We start from the raw sequence: 20,051 nt of genomic DNA on the forward strand, positions 1-20,051 counted from the left end.
GCATGTGAGTGCAGCTCGGCGAGGCCTTTGGCTGCTCTCGTAGTTGAGAACCTGTCCGTCGACCCAGTGGACTGTTCTTCTCCTTCCCCAGCCAGTACTTCTGCGGTTTACAAGCAGCGCCACTATCGGTTAGGATAACCCGGTCGCTTCGATACGGCGGGCAAGAGATGACCTTGAGCTGGCACCGCCTTGGTTGTGACCTTGTTTGTGGCCGCGCCTTCCCCTGCCTCTTGTTACCAGAGTAAGCGCCGATCGGTCGCGACGCCGGAAGGAGCGGCCTGGTGGCATCACCGTGGGGGTGGCACGCTGTTCCCTCCGGTCAGAGCGCAGAGGAGGAAGAAACGATGAATGCAAGCGATGTTCTAAAATACGGTCATTTGACGGTCATGAAAACACTTGAAGGCTTTCCCGAGTCGGCGCGTGAGCAAAGTGGAGCGTGCGGGGTCTGGTCAGTCAAAGATATCATTGCTCACCTGGCCTCATATGAGCTGGTCCTGGTCGATGTCCTGGTCTCTTTCCTCGAAGACGATCCCACTCCCTACCTGGGGCGCTTTACCGAGCTGGGGCCTCAGTTCAATGAGGCCGAGGTGGCGATGCGCAAGGCATCCAGTTTCGCTGAGGTGCTCCAGGAGTATGTTTCAACCCATGAGCGGACGATGGAGCTGATCACCCGCATTCCAGCGGAAACCTGCCGTCAGACAGGCACCCTGCCCTGGTATGGTGATCCCTACTCGCTCGATGACCTGATCGTCTATATGTACTACGGTCACAAGCGCGAACATAGTGCGCAGATCGCTGCCTTCCGCGATCACCTCCGCTAGGAAGAAGTGACCAGCTCACCCAGGTTCCCTTCTGCTGCACGGTGGCCGGACCGGACCTCGCCAGGCTGCCGAGGACGAGGTTGTCTCTGCTCCGTGGCCAGCAGCTGAGCTTAGGGGCCTCGGCAGGCAGACAGACAGGCAGGTTTTCCTCCCCTCGGTCTTCCCCGGCATATGCTATGCTTGAAGAAGCAGCCATACCCCTGGCCGCCAGCAGCCATACCCCAGCAGCATCAAGCAGATGTTGACGAGGAGCGAGCAGCGCATGGGACAGATACCAGTTGAGCTACAGGAGCAGTACCGCGCTCTCCAGGCTTTGCTAGATCAGCTCGATCCGCGCGAACCGCCGAAAGCAATCGTCGTGCCCCCTTCGCCAGAGCCACGGGGCCATATCATTGTCTTTCCCGCATCCTTCAATCCTCCTACCACCGCGCATCTCTCTTTGCTGCACAAGGCCCAAGAGTGGGGAGGAGGTGATGTTATGGTCTATGCCGCCATGAGCAAGCAGATCGTTGATAAAGAACATGTCGAGCGCCCAACCTTGCTTGATCGCCTGGTATTACTGCAGCAAGTTCTGCAGCACGAGCTTCCCAGCGTGGGCTTGCTGCTGTTTAACCGTGGTCTCTACGTTGAGCAGGCAGAGGCCGTACAACGCAGTTTTCCCCAGGTCAGCCGCCTTACCTTTCTGGTTGGCTTTGACAAGATTGTGCAAATTTTTGATCCGCGCTACTATAGCGATCGCGATGCGGCGTTGCGTCAGCTTTTCCGCCTGGCGCATCTGCTGGTAGCTCCGCGTGGGAGCAATGGCGAAGAGGAGCTACATGCTCTTCTGGCGCGGCCCGAGAATCGCCAGTTTGCCGAGGCAGTCCAGGCCCTGCCCTTTGATCCAGCCTATCGAGACATCTCCTCGACGCGCGTGCGCCAGAACCCGACCGTCCACGCCCGCGATGTGCCTCCAGAGGTCCTGCGCTTTATCCAGGAGACTCACGCCTACGAAGCGCCTGCAGTCCAGGGCGCGGGCGCGCCAGACCCTTATGAGGAGCACTTGCGAGCGGTTGCAGCCGTGCTCAGGAAGGGGGCACCAGGCGAAAAATGATGCGGTGATTGCCGATTTGGATCACATCCCCTTCCTTGAGGATACAGCGCGAGACGCGCTGGCCATTGACAAAAGTGCCGGTGGCTGAACGACGATCTTCCAGCTCGTAGCGCCCATCCGGCAACTGACGAATCGTGGCATGCAGACGACTGACCGTCAGATCTTCCAGAAAGAGATCGCAATCGCGACTACGGCCAATGGTCATCTCGGGCAATAGCTCGAAGGTGCGCGGGACCCCCCTGACATTGCCCAGCTCCAGGCGAGCAATCACGCTGGTTGCGGGATCGGGCTGCCTGGTCAGATGCAGCTCCTTCCCTCGTGAAGAGGCCAGCTGGAAAGGACGCGTGCCCTCATGGGCATAGAAAGTGAGGCGAGTATTGCCGAAGCGTAGCTCGTCCCCATCGCGCAGCAGAGCCTGCCTGACGGGCCGCCCATTCACAAAGCTATCGCCACTTCCATGATCATCACGCAGCAGGTAACCTTGAGGCGTATACAGGATGCTCGCCTGCCGGCGATGGACGCTGACATCCTCCAGGAAAATGTCGCAGTCACGGCTGCGGCCTATAGTTGTACACTCATTCCACAGCTCAACACGCTTGTTTGGCAACGGCTCGCGATGAATTACCAAGTAGGCGACCCCTGGCTGCTCTGAAGACTCTCGCAACATCTGGTGGCACTCCTCGCTGAGGCGTCTGTGTTCCCGAGTACGCATCAACCAAAACACATTCCGCATGGACCAGCATCCAGTTCTCTGTTCTCGCAGGTTAGGCTCACAGGCAAGCGGGCAGAGGCGCCGCTCCTGGTCTCGCCAAGGCCCTCCCAGACGGGCGACCAGCTGGCCGTTCCACCAGCGACCTGGCCCAGGGCCGTGACTGAGACCGCGTGAGCGGCGGGGCGGCCTAAGCACTGGGGCGAGTAGAGTATGCTTTCCTCTTCCCTCCCGCATTGATTGTAGCATACTATAGTACCACGGACACCGCAGGATGACCGATCCACTAGCCGGAGACAGCGCCCGTCGCGTGTTTTTACTCTGGAGCAGCGACGAAGACAGGCAGTGACTCGTGGCAGCAGGCAGCCAGTCGTTTGTTCTAATTCCAGCCTACATAGCGCAGGGCCTGAGAGATGCGCTGGCCCGCGTGCACCGCCGCCCCAATAAAATCGGAGAGGCGTGGATGAAAGCGCTCGCTTGGTCCCCCGATCGAGACAGCGGCTACCACTGTTCCAAGATGATCAAAAATGGGTGCCGCCACGGCATCGACTCCTTCCTCCAGCTCACCACACGAGACGGCATAGCCTTGCAGGCGGACCTGACGTAGCTCCTCGATGAAGCGCCGGGGATCAGTGATCGTTCGTTCGGTGTAGCGCTCCAGCTTCATCTGGCCAATCAACTCGCTGAGGCGATGCTCCCACTGATAGGCCAGCAAAACCTTACCGGTTGAGACCGCATGGGCTGGTAGATGCTGGCCCGGCACGTTCACCACGCGCACAAAGAAATAAGAATCCTCTGTATCGATAATGACCACTTCCATCCCTTCCAGCACGGCCAGATGGACCGATTCGCGCGTCTGGTCGCGCAACTCCATTAGAATAGGCCGGGCCACTTTGCGTACTGCATGAGAACTCAGCACGCTCGCGCTCAGGGCTGTAACATGTAAGCTTAAACCGTATTTATGCGTATCTTCATCCTGAATCAGTAAACCCTCATTCACCAGGGCTGTCACCAAACGATGCGTCGTCGACTTGGGCAGGCCCGTCGCCTGGGCCAGGTCAGTAATCCCTAGCAAACGGCGACTATGAAAGGCGCGCAGCACACTGGCGATCCGATGGACAATCTGGACAGTCTTTTCGCCATCCAGGGGCGCTCCATGCCGCATACGTCTCCCCCTTATACCGGCCTGCCTGGTTCGCCTGCCGGAATAGAGTGTCCCATAATTGATGAGTGGCAGTATAGTCAGACGGCTGAGGGAGTGTCAAGACTGGCATTCTCCTCGTGAGACGTTGTATCATACACCATGATCATTCAGGCCCAGCTGGGCCTCGTCAGGTCCGGTTTGGCCTGGCCTGGTCACCTCTGACCGGCCAGGCGCCACCAAGGTAGCCAGAGCCAGGCCAGGCATCTGCAAGAAGGAGTTTCAGCATCTATGACAACGCAACCGGGTCAGCAAGTCGTCGTGGACTATGATGTCCCCGCCCGCATGCGCGATGGGACGACGCTGCGTGCGAATATCTACCGACCGGCTGGTGAAGGACAGTGGCCAGTGCTGCTGACACGCCTGCCCTACGGCAAGGATCTGCCACTGGGTAGCGCCATTCTGGACCCTGTCCAGGCCGCCAGACGCGGCTACGTAGTCATCGTGCAGGACACACGCGGGCGCTTTACTTCTGAAGGCGACTGGGTGCCGATGGCCAACGAAGCCCGCGACGGCTTCGATACGATTGAATGGGCGTCGCGCCTGCCCTATAGCAACGGGCAGGTTGGAATGTATGGCGCTTCCTACTTCGGCTTCACCCAGTGGTCGGCAGCGGTCGAGCAGCCCCCAGCGCTGAAGACGATGATTCCGCTCTTCACCTGGAGCGACCCCTTTAATGGGGTGGTCTTCCGGGGCGGTGCGCTGGAGCTGGGTACAATGGCCCATTGGCAGCTGCAGATGGGTATGGACGTGCTGATGCGCCGGTACCGCAACGACCCCCAGGCCCTGGGGCGGGCCATTGCGCTCTGGGCGAAGGAGATGGATGCACTGGGCAAGGAAGGCTATTGGTCGTTGCCCCTCAAGGAGTTCCGCCCGCTGAAAACCCAGGAGATTGCACCCGCGTTCTTCCTGGCCCTGGAGTTTCCGATGCAGCGCGCCGCCGCCGAATATATGAATATCAGCGGCAAACACGACCGTGTGACCGTGCCAGCCTTCAACGGTGGCGGCTGGTACGACATCTTCTTGCAGGATACGCTGGAGCATTTCACCGCCATGCGTCAGCACGGCGCCACCCCCCAGGCCCGTCAGAGCAAGCTGCTGATCGGTCCCTGGGCCCATACTTCGCAAGGGACCCTGGTTGGTGAGCAGACTTTTGGCTTCGCCTCGACCACTGCATTCATTAATCTGCAGCAGGATTTCATGACCTATCAGTTGCGCTGGTTCGACTATTGGCTCAAGGGCATCGAGAATGGCATCCTCCAGGAGGCTCCCATCAAGATCTTCGTGATGGGAGCCAATATCTGGCGCGACGAGCAGGAGTGGCCGCTGGCCCGCGCCGTCGAGACGCGCTACTACCTGCATAGCCAGGGCCACGCCAATACCCTGCACGGCGACGGCACTCTCTCGACCGAGCCTCCCGAGGATGAGAGCGCCGACCGGTATACCTACGACCCCGCCAACCCGGTGCTCACACGCGGAGGCGCTCTGCTGATGGCCCCCGAGTACCCCGCTGGCCCTTTTGACCAGCGACCCACAGAGAGCCGCCACGATGTCCTGGTCTATACCAGCGCCCCCTTGCAGGCAGACCTGGAGGTCACCGGTCCTATCCGCGTTCATTTGTGGGCCGTCTCCAGCGCTCCCGATACCGACTTTGTGGCTCGCCTGGTCGACGTCCATCCCGATGGCTACGCCCAGAACCTGACCGATGGCATCATCCGGGCCCGTTACCGCCATGCGCCGCGAGGTGGCGACCCTTCGCTGATTGAGCCTGGCAAAGCCTATGAATACGTGATCGATTTGTGGTCGACCAGCAATCTCTTTAAAGCAGGCCACCGTATCCGCCTGGATATCACCAGCAGCAATTTCCCTCGCTGGGACCGCAACCCAAATACCGGCCAGCCACTGGGGGCTAGCGCCGAGATGATCCTCGCTCAGCAGACGATTCTCCATAATCGCGAGCACCCTTCCTATGTTGTTCTGCCGATTGTGCCTCACTAGTTGTGCCAGACGGCAATCAAGCCTCCCTGGCCACCGGTGCGCGGCACATTCGCTGATCAGATCGTGTGCTTGCTGGCCCTGGCGCGGCTGACCACACCGCGTCAGCAGCGTTTCCGGGGTTGTGGTCAAAGAGCCTATGTCAGGCTGCCATGCCTGACCGCCGTGAACCAGGCCACTACGGCCCTCAGCACCAGAGACGCTCACCAGTCTGCATGGTGTGGGAGAAGATGCCGAGATGGCCTGCTAGCAGCAGCAAAAAAAGCAGGAGGCCGCCGAGCAGAATCACTATGGCCAGGAGTGTCAGCGTCAGCACAAGCAAGCGGCTTGTGAGTAAGAACGGCTCCGGCTTAGGTGGACGGGCGACAGCTTTGGCCTTGACCTCCAGACCGCGCTCGCTCTCGCTCAGCGGCTCCGGGGCAGGAGCTGGCTCGCTCTCTTCCGCAGCTCCCTCCTGCCCCGCCTGCTTCACCGCGGCAGGAGTCGGGGTCTGCCTCTGTCGCTGGCGCCTTTCCCGCTCCTCTTGCGCCCGCCTGAGCTGGGCCGCGGCCTTGAGCGGCACCTCTTCCGGCTGCGGTGTGCGCCTCGGCGTCACCAGCCGCTCTTCGACCGGCCCGGGCAAGGCCAGACAAGCGGCATGATTGGCCGCCACCGCCAGCGCTCGCACCTCGCTGCGCTGCTGATGCAGCTGGGCGCTCGCCTGCAACCTGGCCTGGATCACTGCGTCGTACGCCTGGGCAAAAGCCAGAATCGTTGGAAAGCGCTGCTCGGGCTTCTTGGCTAATGCTCGTAGGAAGATCTCATCCAGCTCTCGCGGCAAAGAAGAATTATAGACGCTGGGAGGCGTCGGAGGAGTATGATGGTGATGATGCAGAAGCTGGCTGGCAGTCCCCTCAAAGACCGCCCGTCCTGTGACAAGTTGATAGATCATGACCGCGAGCGCGTACTGGTCGGCAGGTGGACCAACAGCCACCGCATCAGCCTGGGCGGGATCGTCAAACTGCTCCGGCGCCATATAGAGCGGCGTCCCGACAGAGCGATGAAACGAACGGCCCTGGCGGTAAAAGGTCGCCAGACCAAAGTCAGCCAACAAGAGATGAGGCCGGCCATGCGGAAAGATGCGATTCAGCAGAGCTGCCCGCTCGGCGTCCACCGTAGGACTGAGCGGGCCGCGATCGACGCGGATCAAAAAATTCGTCGGCTTGATATCACGGTGAACAATGCCATGATCATGGGCACACTGGAGGGCCGAGGCCGCCTGCAGCAGATAGTAGCCAGCCTCCTCCGCCGAAATAGGCCAGCTAAAGCCGTACTGCTGCGTCCGTCGCTGGAGCCACTTCCAGAGCGAGCCTTCAGAAAGATAGGGCATAACCAGATACGTAATAACCGTTGAGTCCGGCTCCAGTGTCTCTTCACCAAAATGATAAAGGGGTAAAATATGCTCATGTTCCAGCTCAGCGACAGCACGCGCTTCGCGGATAAAGCGACGAGCAGCCTGTATACCCTCGGGAGAGAGTGGAGCAGAGCGGAGATCGCTACAGATGACCTTAATAGCAACCTTGCGCCCGATCCGTTCATGCTGGGCAAGATAGATATCCCCCATCCCACCACTTTCGAGGAGCCGTAAGAGACGATATCCACCGAGCGTCTTCCCCACCAACATATTCATTCCGTTTGACCCTCACTACCTGGATAACAGAGAGAAAGCTCGCCAGGAAGGAGCCGCGAGAGAGGTACAGTAATGCTCCCTGACGGGCCAAGAGAGTTTTCTGGTTCCTATTGTATAGTATACAGAGGGGCTACGAAACAAGACGGCAGAAGAGCGAGAGAAAGGGCACTTTCATCCCTCTCCCCCACCCACCAGACCAGCCTTGGGCCGGGGCCTAGGCTTGCTAGGCCACAGCCTGCTCCAGCTGGGCAAGCGCTGCCGCGGCAGCTTCACGCACAGATGGACGCGACTGGAGTAAGTAGCGCAGAGCCGGTAGTGACTCGCGATCGCGATACTGAGCAGCCAGACGGCAGGCTAAAGCCGCCACCGCCGGGGCCGGATCGCTCAGAGCTTCACGCATAGCCATGCGGCTGCTCCACTGCTCACCGCTGCTGTCCAGTCTCATAAGGGCCATGAAAGCGGCCTCGCGCACAACCGGATCGAAGTCACGGCAGGCCTGCACTGCGAGATCGAGGCACTCACGCGCTTCAAGCAGAGCCAGAGAACGCAGCACGGCTACGGCAAGGATACTGCCCGGCACACGCTCATTTTCAGGCGGCAGGGGATCGGCGCGCTGGGCCAGAGCAGTGCGCTCCGAGAGAACAACAACTTCTGCGAGGAGGCGACGAAATACATCTAGCGCCCGTCTTTCTCCAAGAGCGGCCAGAGCTTCACAGGCCAGGCTCAGGCGCTGTGCCTCTTCAGCGCTCTCCAGACGGTTGGTTCTTTCCAAGGCGGCCAGCAGGGGCGCACACAACCGTAGCTCGCGCAGATCTAGCAGCGTCCTCACAACCGGCGACCAGGCTTGCTCATTCCGGTCGTGGAGGGCCGCCAGCAAAATATCGCGTGCCGGTCCATTCATCCAGCGCTCGATCTCAGGCATCAGGGGAAGGCAGCTCGTAACGGGATCGATAATCCGCGGTTCGCGAATGAGGCCGCGCACGATACCACTCCAGTAGCGCCCCAGCAGTAGAGCAAACTGGTGCAGCGCCACGACCTGCGGCCAGCCTCCATAGCGGCGTGCACTGGCAAAGAGAGCCTGCACCAACGGCTGTAGCTCACGTTCAAAGACCAGTGGCGGCTGCTCAGACTGAACACTGGCGCTCCGAATGCTTTCAAGACAGACATAGTAACAGACCAGAGCGGCATGCTGGATAAGCCTGGAAGGCAGCGTCACCTCTGGGGGCGGATCAAGATAGGCCTCTAAAGGAATGGCCCGATAGAGCGAGGGAGCCACATAGGCTTCGAGTCCCGGAATGCCCTCCAGACCCAGGGCCAGCAAGAGGTCAAAGAAGCCCGGCTGCTTTAACTTCAGACAGGCCTCGATGAGGTCTATACGCGCCCAGCCCTCGGCTTCCTTTGCCGCTCGCATAAGCGTTTGACGCGCCAAGAGAGTGTTCTGTCGCAGCAAGGCCTGCGCGGCATAAAAGGAAAGATGCGGATCAAGGGCCAGACGCCCGAGGAGGACCGTCAGCTCCGTATCTTTATAGCTGCCGAGCATCAGCACAGCCAGGCGGCGGGCTTTCCCCAGAGGCGTCTCCGCCGGACTACTGGCCTGAAGTGGCCTTTGTTCTAGCTCTTGGTCGCCTGGGTCGCCACGCGCGATCAGCGCCTGCCAGACCGGTATCAGGCTACCAGCGCGGTCTATTTCATACAGATGAGCAGTGACCACTGGCGCCCACTGGGGTAGCGGACTGAAGTCGAGTAGAGGCACCAGGCGCCTGGCTGCCTCCTCCACACTGAGGACCCCCCAGCGCAGATCGGTGAGCAGGGTCATGACATCGGTACGGAGCCGGCTCAAGCGCTCCCTGACCGCCAGCGATTCGACATCCAGGGGAGGCTGTGGCTGACGCGCAAGCAGATGCTCCGGGGTGGCAGCATACTCCAGCGGCCTTCTTCTCCCTTCCAGATCAGTCGCCGTCGCCGCTGCCCCACTCTCGCCAAGCTGCTCCGTGGCCTCTGCCGGCCTTGCCGACGACGCCGCTCCTTCCTCGGCTGCAAGAGCCTGGCCCTCTTCCTGTGCCGCCGACGCTGCCTGCGGCTTCATCTCCACACTGAGCGTCTCCTCATCCGAGACTGGCGTCGCTCGGGCCTCCTGCCCCGACGTCGACGTTGCTGGCTCTGGCTGATCATGATAGACGTCTGTCATTCTCTTGCAGTATCCTCCTTTCAGTATCCTCGTGCGGATCAACTGGGGCCATACAGCCTCCTGCCGGCGGCACCAGCGGTCAGCCAGGCTCTTCGCTATTGTATGCGCTTCCGCTTTCTCCAGTCAAGATTGTTGCGGCCAGCCTTCTTCATAACGACAGACCTCTCCCGACGCCTCAGACTATGCAGGATAGTCCACCTTGTCAGGCCCTACCAGCGCCAGGCCGGTCAGTCTAGTATATAATTATAGGGGTAACCCCTGCACGCAACGCATACCGCAGAGGCGACCGCAGGCCAGAAATGCACTGCACTATTTTCTTAAGGAGTCGGAGCAATGGCAGTCATACGTACCTCGCTGGTAGATCTCAAAGTCAATGGCAACGGCGCCTACGCCTTCCTGGCCCAGCCGGACGATGACCAGAAGCACCCCGGTGTTGTGATGATTCAGGAATGGTGGGGCATTGAGCCCCACATTCAAGACCTGGCGCAGAAGCTGGCCACCGAGGGTTTTATTGTGGCTGTGCCCGATCTCTACCACGGCAAAATTGCCACAGAGCCAAATGATGCGCTCAAGATGATGATGACAATGATCCACGAGAAGATGGATCGCGCCACCAAGGAGATCATCGGAGCTTTGGAGACCCTGAAGGCCATGCCCTCGGTGGAACCGAAAAAGCTCGGCCTCATTGGCTTCTGCGTCGGCGGCTTGCTGACCTACAAAGTGGCTGAACGCTACGCCGATCTGGCTGCGGCTGTACCCTTCTACGCCGGCGGCTATGATCCCCAGCCCGAGAATGTGGCTCACGTGACTGCACCCATTCTGGCGATCTATGGCCGCTACGACGACAGTATCCCAATGGAGCAGGTCGAGAAGGTTGAACAGGTCTACAAGGAGGCGGGCAAGGACATCACAGTCAAGGTCTATGATGCTGGCCATGCCTTCCTGAACCCAATGCACGGCATGGGCAACGAGAAGGCCGCTGCCGAGGCCTGGCCGCTGGCTGTGCGTTTCCTCAAAGAGAAGCTCAGCCAGTAAGCAGACTGGCCGCTGTTCCTCGAACCGGTCAGCGGCCAGGAGGCCACCCGGACGGGGAACGAGGTGCCAGTTATTGCGCCACCGATGTTAACCGCTCTCTTCTTGGGCATCTCCTACGGCTTCACCGCCGGTATCAGCCCGGGTCCGATGCTTGGCCTGCTGATCACGCAGACGCTGCAGCGTGGTTGGCGCGCAGGCAACCTTGTGGCACTGGCTCCGCTCATCACCGATCTGCCTATTATCGTGCTGGCCGTCCTGCTGATCAGCCAGTTGCCGGCCAGCGCTCTCGGCTGGCTGGCGGTGGCCGGGGGCCTTTTTGTGCTCTACCTGGGCTGCGAGACGGCTTTGACTGCCTACCGCTACGCTCATGGCGCTGCTCCCTCACAGGCCCTCTCGTCCCCTATCCCCGCTGGCGCTGCCAGCAGCAGCGTCCTCTGGCGTGCTGTCGTGACCAACGCCTTGAACCCCCATCCCTATCTCTTCTGGGGCACAGTGGGGGCCCAGCTGCTGATCCGTAACTATGAGGAACAGGGGACCAGCGGTCCCATCTTGCTGCTGCTCGGCTTCTACGCGTTCCTGGTTGGCACCAAGCTCGTTATCTCTTTTGTTGTCAATCGGAGCCGGCATTGTCTCCAGGGACCGCTCTATCATCTGGTGCTTTTCTTAAGCGCCTTGCTGCTGATAGCACTCGGTCTCTGGCTCTTCGCTGAGGGTCTGAGGAGTTTGCTCTAGGACCAGGTACCAGGCAGCCAGAGAGCCTGGCCGTCGCTCCTCGACGCTGGCAGGGCGAGGCAGGCTGGCCCAAGACGACAAGCTGGTTTTGGGCGCTTTCTTTTCATTCTCTCTTTCTTGACATATTGATAGCAGATCGCTATAGTAGAAAAGGTGATTTAGCAAATAGCTATGTGAGGCACTATGGATCTCGCTGAGAAGCTCAGGCATTTACGGAAGGTGGAAGGAGAGCTACGCGGCCTCAATCGGCCTATGACGCAGACAGAAGTCGTCGCCGCTATGGAGAAGGAACTCGGTGAGACCATCAGCCAGGCCTACCTCTCGCAATTGGAGAGCGGGAAGCGGGTCCACCTGACAGCCTTTACCCGTGATCTGCTGGCGCGCTTCTTCAAGGTGCATCCAGGCTATCTGGTGAGCGACCCACCCGACTTCAGCACCGACCTGTTGACCGACGTGGCAGAAGAGAGCGATCGCCTCTCTACCTGGCTGGAGGCTAGCGCAGAAGAGTGGCAGACAGAGCCAGAGGTAGCTGGTTTTTTCTCTGCCCTGGCGCGCACAACGGACCCGCGTCGCTATCTGGCGCTGCTCAGTGAGCTGCTGGCCTTGCCCCTGGCCGAGCTAGAGCAGCTCGTGCGCACCCTGACGGCGCCCAGCACGGGCTCCACAGAGCGGGAAGTGACCTCGTAGTTGCAGTTGGACTGGCCAGAGGATCAGCTCCCTCGCAAGGTTGGGCCCGCCCCTTCCTTTTGGGGGGACAGCACTACAGGAAAAGGGTCATGGCGTTGTACACCTTCAAAGGTGAAGCGTCTATACACAGTGGATCTGAAGGAAGAGCGTGCGACGATGCTCTCGTGCGAGCCGGGAGCAGAGGCGCACCAGCAGCAGCAAAGGAGCCGGGTTATGGTCATTGCCACTGATCCGCTTTCGCTCGTCTTTATTGGTTGTTTCCTGTTTGGGACCTTTTTCTTGGTCATTTCGGCGCTGCTCGGGGGTCTGGGGCACGGCCTGGCCCATCATGCTGGCGGCCTTGCTTCCCACGCATCGACCGGTCCGCATGGCCTCGCCCAACATGTGCATCTGCCCCACCTTCATCCAGGCTCGGCAGATCCTCAGGCCCACGTGGTGTCCGAGGTGAGCCAGGGTAGCCAGGCTCCCGCTTCTACTCACACCGGGCACGCCAGCCCGAGCGGTCAGCCCTCTCAGCCCTCTCAGGTAACATCTGCTTTGTGGTTCTCCCATCTGCTTACTTTTGTCAATCCCTGGAGCGTGATTTTCTTCCTCCTCGGATTCGGTTTCTTCGGCTATGTTTTCCATAACGCTACCCATCTGGATGTTCTCTTCTCGCTACTTCTGGCCCTCATCACAGGCTTGCTACTGGCCGGGCTGGTGCTGGCGCTGCTATTCCGCATCTTCGGAGATAGCGAGGCCGAGACCATTCAGGATGTCTCGGACCGCACAGGCCTGATCGGTAAGGTCAGCTTGCCAATCCGCCAGAATAGCATCGGCGAGGTCATCTATGTCTCGCCCGGCGGTTTGCGTAAGAGCGTACCAGCCCGTAGCGTCGATGGTCAGCCTATCGAACGCGGACAGGAGGTGATCATTCTCCACTACGAACACGGTATCGCCGAGGTGGAAACCTGGGAACGGTTCTTCGAAGGCGAGCCGGGACAGCAGCCGCTGCGTACGCCAACTGGGGCAGAGTTGGAGCAGTTGCGCACGCTCCTTCAGGATCAGGACGGAAATGATCGCTCCGAGTTGCTTACTGGCAAAGATCTCCTCTGACACGCAGGAAAAGCTACCCTTGTAAGTAAGGAGTGTCTGTCATGTTCGAAGGCGTTCTCGGGCCGGTTGTCGGCGGCGTCTTGCTACTCGTGGTACTGGTCATCATCGCTATCGCCCTCTGGGCCAGCATGCTGCGCAAGGTCGGGCCAAACCGGGCTTTGATCATCTACGGCGCCGGAGGCACCGATGTGGTCACCGGCGGCGCAAAGTTCGTCTTCCCGCTGATCAGCCGCGCTCAGGAGTTTCCTCTTGAATTGATGTCGTTCGATGTAGCACCAGCTCAGGATCTATATACGTCCCAGGGCGTGGCTGTCAATGTCGAGGCGGTTACCCAGATCAAGGTACGCTCCGACAAGGAAAGCATTAAGACGGCGGCGGAGCAGTTCCTGAGCAAGAGCCAACAGGAGCGCGAGAATCTGATCCGCCTGGTGATGGAAGGACACCTACGCGGCATTGTGGGCCAGCTGACGGTCGAGGATCTGGTCAAGGACCCGGAGAGCGTGAGCGCCAAGATGCTCAAGACGGTCAGCGCCGACATGGAGAAGATGGGCCTGGAGGTCATCTCCTTTACCATCAAGGACGTGCGCGACAAGAATGACTACATCGCCAATATGGGGCGCCCACAGATCGCGGAGATCCGCAAGCAGGCTGACATTGCCGCCGCCCTGGCCGCCCGCGACACGCAGATCCAGCAGGCGCAGGCGGCGCGTGAAGCGGCTATTGCTCGCTCACTTGCTGATCAGGAGCGCGCGAAGGCCGAGGCCGAGTCTCAGGCCAAGCAGGCAGAGTACCAGCGCGATCTGCTGCTCAAGAAGGCAGCCTTCGATGCCGAGGTCAAGAAGCAGCAGGCGGCTGCCGATAAGGCTTACGATATTCAGGCGAACATCATGCAGCAGCAGGTCGTCGAGGAGGCTATCAAGGTCACCGAGGTCGAGAAGCACGCGCAGATCCGTGTGCAGGAGGCCGAAATCCAGCGCCGCGAGTTGGAGTTACAGGCGACCGTTCAGAAGGCAGCCGAGGCCGAGCGCCGCCGTATCGAGACAGTGGCAGAGGCCGAGCGGCAGCGCCTGATCCTTGAAGCCCAAGGTCAGGCTGACGCGGCGCGCATGCGGGGGATGGGCGAGGCAGAAGCCGCACGGGCCCGCGGGATGGCGGAGGCCGAGGTCATCCGCGCCAAGGGTCTGGCGGAAGCCGAGGTCATTCGCGCTAAGGGTGAAGCCGAGGCCGAGGCCATGAAGGTAAAGGCCGCCGCTTACCACGAGTACAATCAAGCCGCTGTGCTGGATAAGCTGCTGACCAATATGCCGGAGATCGTACGCGCCATCGCTGAGCCGCTCAGCAAGGTCGATAAGGTGACGATTGTCTCAACCGGTAACAGCGCTAACGGTGTGGGCGCCAGCCGCCTCACAGGTGATATCATGAATATGGCGGCTCAGATTCCGGCTCTCTTTGAGCTGCTGAGCGGTGTACATATCAATGAGCTGATGGCACGCGTTCCTACGCTCAAAGGTCAGACTGATCAGCAGGTTGCCAGCAGCGATGAGCGAGCCAGTGAGGCGGAAGCCGGCGTTGATCGCTCTGGAGTCAGTAACCATCAGGCATGAAATGAGAGCTTTCGACGCATCACCACCCATGTTCGTGTGCTTCAACGTCTGTTCCTTCAGGCTAAGCGAGGCTGGCGAGTTGCTCTCTGGTTCTTGTTCCTAGAACAGTAGTGCTCGCTCTCCTCGCAGGAGGGAAGGCGTCGGGAAGAGAAGCCTCGCCTCGGGCACTTCCTGCGACGCTTTCCCTGGCCTGCTCTATTGCAACCGCTGACGGTCGGTCCGCTACGCTTCTTTGGAAAGGGATGTGCAATGAACCTGTTGGAACGTGTCCTTACGCTGCTGCGTATCAATATCGATGCTTTCATTGAAAAAGCTCCTGATCCTCAGTCGTCTCTTCGCCAGTTGCAGCTTGATATGCGCAATCAACTGGTGCAGGTGAAAACTCAGGTGGCAACAGCGATCGCCACCGCACACCAGCTCCAGCGCCGGGCGCGCGAGAAACAAGAGGAGGCCGCAGCTTGGCTCAAGAAGGCTGAGCAGGCCCTCCGGCAGGGGAACGAAGAGGTGGCTCGCTCTGCTCTCTTGCAGTACAATGAGGTCAATCGCCTCGCTCTCCGCTATGAGCAACAGCGTCAAACTCAGGAGCAACTTGCTCGCACTATGCGCGATGCCCTCCAGCAGCTCGAATCGCGATTGCGCGAATTGGAGGCTGCTAGCGATCTACTAGAAATGAGACAGCACCAGGAGCGTATCCAGCAGCACGTTCTCAACGAAAAGCAACGGCGTCAGCGAGACCTCGATCACCAGCGGGAGCAGCTCCAGCAGCGCCTCCTCGAGGAGCGACAACGACTTCAGCAGGAGATCGACCGCCGTCGAGAACAGCGCCAGCAGCAGGTTCCCGGTGAGCAGCCCCGGCGTCGGCCAGAAAAAGCCCCGCGGGAGCAGGCTGCATCACCTTCTCATCCTCCCGCTCCAGAAGGAACGCTGGAGCCTCAGCAGGCGCCGATCACCGAGGCCCTTGTGCCTTCCCTCTCCTCGCGGCAGCCGCCTCAGATGCTACGCGAGAATAGTGGCCTGGCAGCCATCGAAAAGGAGCTTCGTGAGCTAAAGGCACGTAATCATACTGGCGACCTTGCGAGTGAATATGAGGAGGAAGGAAAGAAGGAAGCCCCCTCTGTCTCTGGGAGGACACGTCTGGGTTCGCGCAAAGCCACTGACAAAGCTCCGACGCGCACAACCGACGCCCTGGATAGGACAAGGCTCACTGATCTTCCTCTCCTGCTGGAGACGCTACAGTCAGGCCATCACCATCAGGACGACCCGTCCGAATGAAAACGCTCAGCCTCTGGTAGTCTGCCGTCGCTGGCCACGTGGGGCTACTCGGGTCCGCACGAGCGCCCAGTCTGCCCGGCGCGGTGTGAGCGCTGCTTTCGCCGCCTTGCCCGGTCCGCATCGGCCCAGAGCAGCCCAACGAATGACTAGTGACTAAAGAGCAGAGTAAAGGCTATGAGGATGACCATGCCGATGATCATGCCAATGATGAAGGAGTATTGATCTCTCCGGCGCTGCTCTTCAGTTTTCTGAGATTTGCCCTGGCTTTCACTCATCGCTGTACTTCTCTCCAGTCGGACTCTTACCAGTAGACATGATCGTGACACGCACGGCTTCGTTCTTTTGGATTATAGCGCAGCGGCAATCGCTCCCTCAACATTGGCCATCACTTCCATGCTTTCTTTCAGATCGGCCTCGCGCGTGGTGACCAGCACATGAAAGGCGGCGCTTCCTCCTTCGATGAGCCGCAGGAGCAAACGATGGTTTGAGCTTGTCACCACGAGATCTTCGTAGGGACCCCAGCCACCTAGCTCCAGCGAGCGGAGAACGCCCTGAATGGTTGCTTTGAGGTGGCCACCCACCGGCGAGAGGTCAAGATCATCGACCGAAACCTGAGCAATCGGCTGACCTTCCATGCTCAGGACCGCCGTGGCCACAAAACCAGGAATCGCATAGCCCAGCGTCTGCAATGCCGCCACAATGGCGCTAATGTTCCGTCGGACCGCTCGCGGCAAGGGACCGCTCTGGCCGCTGGCCGGACCAGCCTGGCTAGTCGAGCTAGACGGTAAGGGTCCACTGCGCGGTCCAAAGCCAGCGCTCGGTATACTGCCTGTGGTTGATGCAGCAGGACCCACTGCCGGGCGCGGGCCAGTCAGAGCACCTGTCTCGGGCAAAGCGGGACTCTCCTGATGCGCGCCAGGAGTAGAGGAAGGCGAGAGCGAAAGGGGCCCACTCCCTCGCCCAAGCGACATGAGGCTCTGTAGTGGTCCGCTACTGGGGATGGCGCTCGCTGGATTGGAGTAGGCTAGTGAAGGCTGACCATCACTGCCCCCAATACGCCGCAGCCGAATGCCCGTATCAGTCGAGAGGGGACGATGCAGGGGCTGCTCAGGGCTGCCAGGGCCTTGAGGAGCAGGCGTGGGAGAGCGCCCTTCACCAAAGGCCGCCCCCTGTCTTTGGGTCGGTAAGACCGGTAACTGCCCGGTGGTCAAAGGGGCCCGCGAGGAAGGGATGACTGGCGGTAGTTCGGCGTGCGTCGGCTGCTCTGTTAACCACGAAGGCAGTTCTAGGGAATCAGAGGCGGGCAGGCGTTGCAAGCGGTTGGGTGTTGGCATCTTCCCAGTGCTCCCGACGCCGGCGCCAGAGGCCGAGGCGGAGGTAGCAGCCAGATGACCGGTCACCGGTAGTGCTCTGCTTTCACTGCTTTGAGGAAGGTCTGCCTCTCGTCGCTGCTCACTGCTACCCAGCCTGGGCATATAGCCTGTCGCCATCCACCACTCGCGACCTCCGTCCTCCCCTCCCCCTTCCCAGGTGGGACCGCTGCGGCTCGACCCCATCTCCTCCCGAGTCGCTGAGACCTGCACTTCCTCCCCCAGCAGGCCAAAGGGCGTATCGTCAATTTCTTCGAGCGATAGCGACCTCTGTTCCTGTTTCTCGTTATTCGTCTGTGATCCAAATACCGGCAGAGCAGCACTACTTAGCTCACCGCTCTGCTTTGCTCGATACTGCAGCGCCTGCAGAATCAGACGTGAGAGCGGTTGAGCCACATTCGGAGCAATCTCGCCCTCCCAGGACTGATAGGAGACAGTCCCATTGCGGTGCGCAGCCAGCGCAAAAAAAGCCTCCTCACCACACAGCACCCCATACTCAGCCCACACCAGCTCCCCATTCTGGAAGCGTAACAGGCCGCGCTCGCCCTGGTCTGTGCTGACAACAAGGGCGATCTTCTTGCGGCTCATCGTTACAATTTGAATGACATCAAGCAGATCGAACGAGTCCAGGCTTGCAGAAAAGCCCGGCTGGGTGAGCAGGCGCCGCACCTCCATTCTCAGCCGCTCCAGATTGAGGGGCTTATCAACGAGGGCGGCTACACCGCGCTCTAGGGCCTGTGTTCGTTCCTCACCTGCCTCGGGCGGAGTCAATAAGAGCACCGCAGTGTGTGGATAGTAGAGGCGCAACCAGCGCACCAGTTCAAAATCATCGGCGCTGGCCAGCTTCAGCTCAGCAATCACCAGATGATGCATCTCGCGCCAGAGCACGCGAAGAGCCTCGGCAGTTCCGCTTACTCCCTGAACCAGATACCCATCAGCGCGCAGGGCCGTGAGCATGGCCCGACCCTCTTCTGCATCATCAGTGACTACCAGAACGCGCGACTGCTCCGACATTTTCAGCATCCTCGTGAGGGTTGACTATCTCTGATCACATTCTTGAGAAGCAGGCGCACAGCTCACTTTCGGTATCCTCGTGCTGCGCCTGCTTTCGGCACCTCATGCGGCTGATCCTCCCTACCACACAGCGCTCGTTCCCTTCTCTCGCTACGGCACGATGATACCACGCTAGTGCTGGGATGGCAAGCGGACAAGCCTTTCCACCTCAATCAAGCACTGCAGCAGTTGACTCTTGCCCTTCACTGGTAGTAGGCTGGAAAGCAGGCAGAAAAGAGATGGCTACGGCTGCTGCTCTTAGGTACATAGTACTGGAAAGGGGCCAGTTTTGAAAAGATTCTCCCCAAGAGAGGTTACTCTCGCCCTCCCTTGAAGAGAGAGGAAGCCGTTGACGTTCTCCCCCTTTCTAGCCATAGCTGGTCACAGGCAGCTGGACTGGCTAATGCTTGCTCCTGGCAAGCGGAGCGAGCATCAGGGGATGCGGTCTACGCACGGCTCTCCCCGGTACGGGTGTGCACGAGGTCCACCCTTTGGGATATGCTATAGAAGAAGAGAGAAGCTCCTATTTCCTTGCCTCTGGCTTCTCTCTCTCAACCCATGTGAGCAACCAGCGAGGACAAAAGAGCATGAAGGAAAGCGAAAGCGCACAACTGCAAGAAAAAGAAGCCTGGAAGCGGGCGGTAGGCGAAGCTGCCGCTGCTCTGATCGAACCAGGCATGGTGATCGGCCTGGGTAGCGGCTCTACCGCCGAGTGGATGATCCGCGCTCTGGGGCACCGGCTCCAGCAGGAAGGCTTGCGGATCGCCGGGGCAGTTCCTACCTCAGAACGGACCGAAGCCGTGGCGCGCGCAGTGGGCATTCCCCTCACAGACCTTGATCATTACCCCGAGCTGGACCTCGATATCGATGGTACCGACGAAATTGATCCTCACCTCCATCTTATCAAGGGCGGCGGCGGAGCTTTGCTCCGCGAAAAGGTGGTAGCCTCAGCTTCGCGCCGCTTCGTTGTGATCGCCGATGTCACCAAGCAAGTGCCTCTGCTTGGCCTCCATGTTCCCCTGCCGATCGAAACCGTGCCCTTCGCTTTGACTCCTGTCAGACGTCGCCTTGAGGCCCTGGGAGCTGAGGCCCGTTTGCGTCAGCGCGATGGCCAGCCTTTCTATACAGACAATGGCAATCTTATACTGGATTGTTACTTCCCCGATGGTATCGCTGATCCGGGCGAGCTGGAGAACCGGCTTCGGCGCATCGTGGGCGTGGTCGAAACGGGTCTGTTTCTGCATATGACCACCGAGGCCCTGATCGCCGGTCCAGGAGGCATCACCCACCTGGCTCGCCGCTCCGAGGCCGACAGCAGCAGCCCAACAGGCCCTGCTGTTCCTTGACAGCTCACTTGCTTTGTCATTATAATCTTTTTAAGATATTTAAAAACCTCCTTTGACTTCTTTCTCGCAAGAGGAGAGGAGGTTTTTTTGTAGTCTGGCTATTTCTTCTTGCATCGCGGATGGATTCATTGCTGCGTCCTGGCCAGTGCTGGCTTCGGCCCTCTCTTCCCTGGGTGCTCTC

Annotated in this window: 16 protein-coding genes; 10 read left to right on the plus strand and 6 right to left on the minus strand. The window is 59.8% G+C overall.

All coding sequences use genetic code 11. The features are described 5' to 3' along the window. Nucleotides 1–344 precede the first annotated feature (344 nt). Nucleotides 345–821, plus strand: a complete 477-nt coding sequence (locus tag A4R35_RS07495) for a DinB family protein (RefSeq protein ID WP_112428035.1) — start codon at nt 345–347, stop codon at nt 819–821. A gap of 262 nt (nt 822–1,083) precedes the next feature. Further along, entirely contained in the window at nt 1,084–1,914 is an 831-nt protein-coding gene (locus A4R35_RS07500) for a hypothetical protein (RefSeq protein ID WP_189361486.1), read from the plus strand. On the opposite strand, the gene A4R35_RS07505 is transcribed toward A4R35_RS07500, so the two are convergent. After that, the gene (locus A4R35_RS07505; protein WP_189361488.1) at nt 1,886–2,581 is read right to left on the minus strand and encodes an FHA domain-containing protein; all 696 of its coding nucleotides are present in this window, start codon (nt 2,579–2,581) and stop codon (nt 1,886–1,888) included. The two genes, A4R35_RS07500 and A4R35_RS07505, sit on opposite strands and share 29 nt — an antisense overlap. 421 nt (nt 2,582–3,002) lie before the next feature. Continuing rightward, nucleotides 3,003–3,788 carry an IclR family transcriptional regulator gene (locus tag A4R35_RS07510; protein WP_112428041.1) on the minus strand — a complete coding sequence of 262 codons (786 nt, stop codon included), beginning with the start codon at nt 3,786–3,788 and terminating at the stop codon, nt 3,003–3,005. Nucleotides 3,789–4,055: 267 nt separating this feature from the next. On the opposite strand from A4R35_RS07510, the gene A4R35_RS07515 reads away from it, so the two are divergent. Further along, nucleotides 4,056–5,822 carry a CocE/NonD family hydrolase gene (locus tag A4R35_RS07515; protein ID WP_112428043.1) on the plus strand — a complete coding sequence of 589 codons (1,767 nt, stop codon included), beginning with the start codon at nt 4,056–4,058 and terminating at the stop codon, nt 5,820–5,822. Between the two features lie 184 nt (nt 5,823–6,006). Here A4R35_RS07515 and A4R35_RS07520 read toward each other — a convergent pair whose 3' ends face one another. Both A4R35_RS07520 and A4R35_RS07525 read right to left on the minus strand, forming a co-directional pair. Further along, nucleotides 6,007–7,488, minus strand: coding sequence for a serine/threonine-protein kinase (locus A4R35_RS07520; RefSeq protein WP_112428045.1), 1,482 nt, complete (start codon nt 7,486–7,488; stop codon nt 6,007–6,009). A gap of 223 nt (nt 7,489–7,711) precedes the next feature. Then, nucleotides 7,712–9,676 carry a HEAT repeat domain-containing protein gene (locus A4R35_RS07525; protein ID WP_112428047.1) on the minus strand — a complete coding sequence of 655 codons (1,965 nt, stop codon included), beginning with the start codon at nt 9,674–9,676 and terminating at the stop codon, nt 7,712–7,714. Between the two features lie 333 nt (nt 9,677–10,009). On the opposite strand from A4R35_RS07525, the gene A4R35_RS07530 reads away from it, so the two are divergent. From A4R35_RS07530 to A4R35_RS07555, 6 genes are all read left to right on the plus strand, one after another. Further along, a complete protein-coding gene (locus A4R35_RS07530) occupies nt 10,010–10,711 on the plus strand; it encodes a dienelactone hydrolase family protein (protein WP_112428049.1) in 702 nt (233 codons plus the stop codon). Between the two features lie 63 nt (nt 10,712–10,774). After that, the gene (locus A4R35_RS07535) at nt 10,775–11,443 is read left to right on the plus strand and encodes a LysE family translocator (protein ID WP_146747138.1); all 669 of its coding nucleotides are present in this window, start codon (nt 10,775–10,777) and stop codon (nt 11,441–11,443) included. 279 nt (nt 11,444–11,722) lie between these two features. Continuing rightward, a complete protein-coding gene (locus A4R35_RS07540) occupies nt 11,723–12,130 on the plus strand; it encodes a helix-turn-helix domain-containing protein (RefSeq protein ID WP_146747139.1) in 408 nt (135 codons plus the stop codon). Between the two features lie 213 nt (nt 12,131–12,343). Continuing rightward, nucleotides 12,344–13,225: a hypothetical protein gene (locus A4R35_RS07545; protein ID WP_112428055.1), complete on the plus strand. Its 882-nt coding sequence runs from the start codon at nt 12,344–12,346 to the stop codon at nt 13,223–13,225. Between the two features lie 41 nt (nt 13,226–13,266). After that, entirely contained in the window at nt 13,267–14,829 is a 1,563-nt protein-coding gene (locus tag A4R35_RS07550) for a flotillin family protein (RefSeq protein ID WP_112428057.1), read from the plus strand. Between the two features lie 249 nt (nt 14,830–15,078). Further along, entirely contained in the window at nt 15,079–16,101 is a 1,023-nt protein-coding gene (locus tag A4R35_RS07555; RefSeq protein WP_112428059.1) for a PspA/IM30 family protein, read from the plus strand. 146 nt (nt 16,102–16,247) lie between these two features. Here A4R35_RS07555 and A4R35_RS24965 read toward each other — a convergent pair whose 3' ends face one another. Together A4R35_RS24965 and A4R35_RS07560 are read right to left on the minus strand one after the other, a co-directional pair. Then, nucleotides 16,248–16,376, minus strand: a complete 129-nt coding sequence (locus A4R35_RS24965; RefSeq protein WP_262982320.1) for a hypothetical protein — start codon at nt 16,374–16,376, stop codon at nt 16,248–16,250. Between the two features lie 72 nt (nt 16,377–16,448). Continuing rightward, nucleotides 16,449–18,485: a response regulator gene (locus A4R35_RS07560; RefSeq protein WP_189361490.1), complete on the minus strand. Its 2,037-nt coding sequence runs from the start codon at nt 18,483–18,485 to the stop codon at nt 16,449–16,451. Nucleotides 18,486–19,111: 626 nt separating this feature from the next. On the opposite strand from A4R35_RS07560, the gene rpiA reads away from it, so the two are divergent. Next, on the plus strand, nt 19,112–19,870 hold the full coding sequence (gene rpiA / locus A4R35_RS07565) for a ribose-5-phosphate isomerase RpiA (protein ID WP_112428063.1): 759 nt from the start codon (nt 19,112–19,114) through the stop codon (nt 19,868–19,870). Nucleotides 19,871–20,051 lie beyond the last annotated feature (181 nt).

The sequence above is a fragment of the Thermogemmatispora tikiterensis genome, assembly GCF_003268475.1.
Taxonomy (GTDB): Bacteria; Chloroflexota; Ktedonobacteria; order Ktedonobacterales; family Ktedonobacteraceae; genus Thermogemmatispora; species Thermogemmatispora tikiterensis.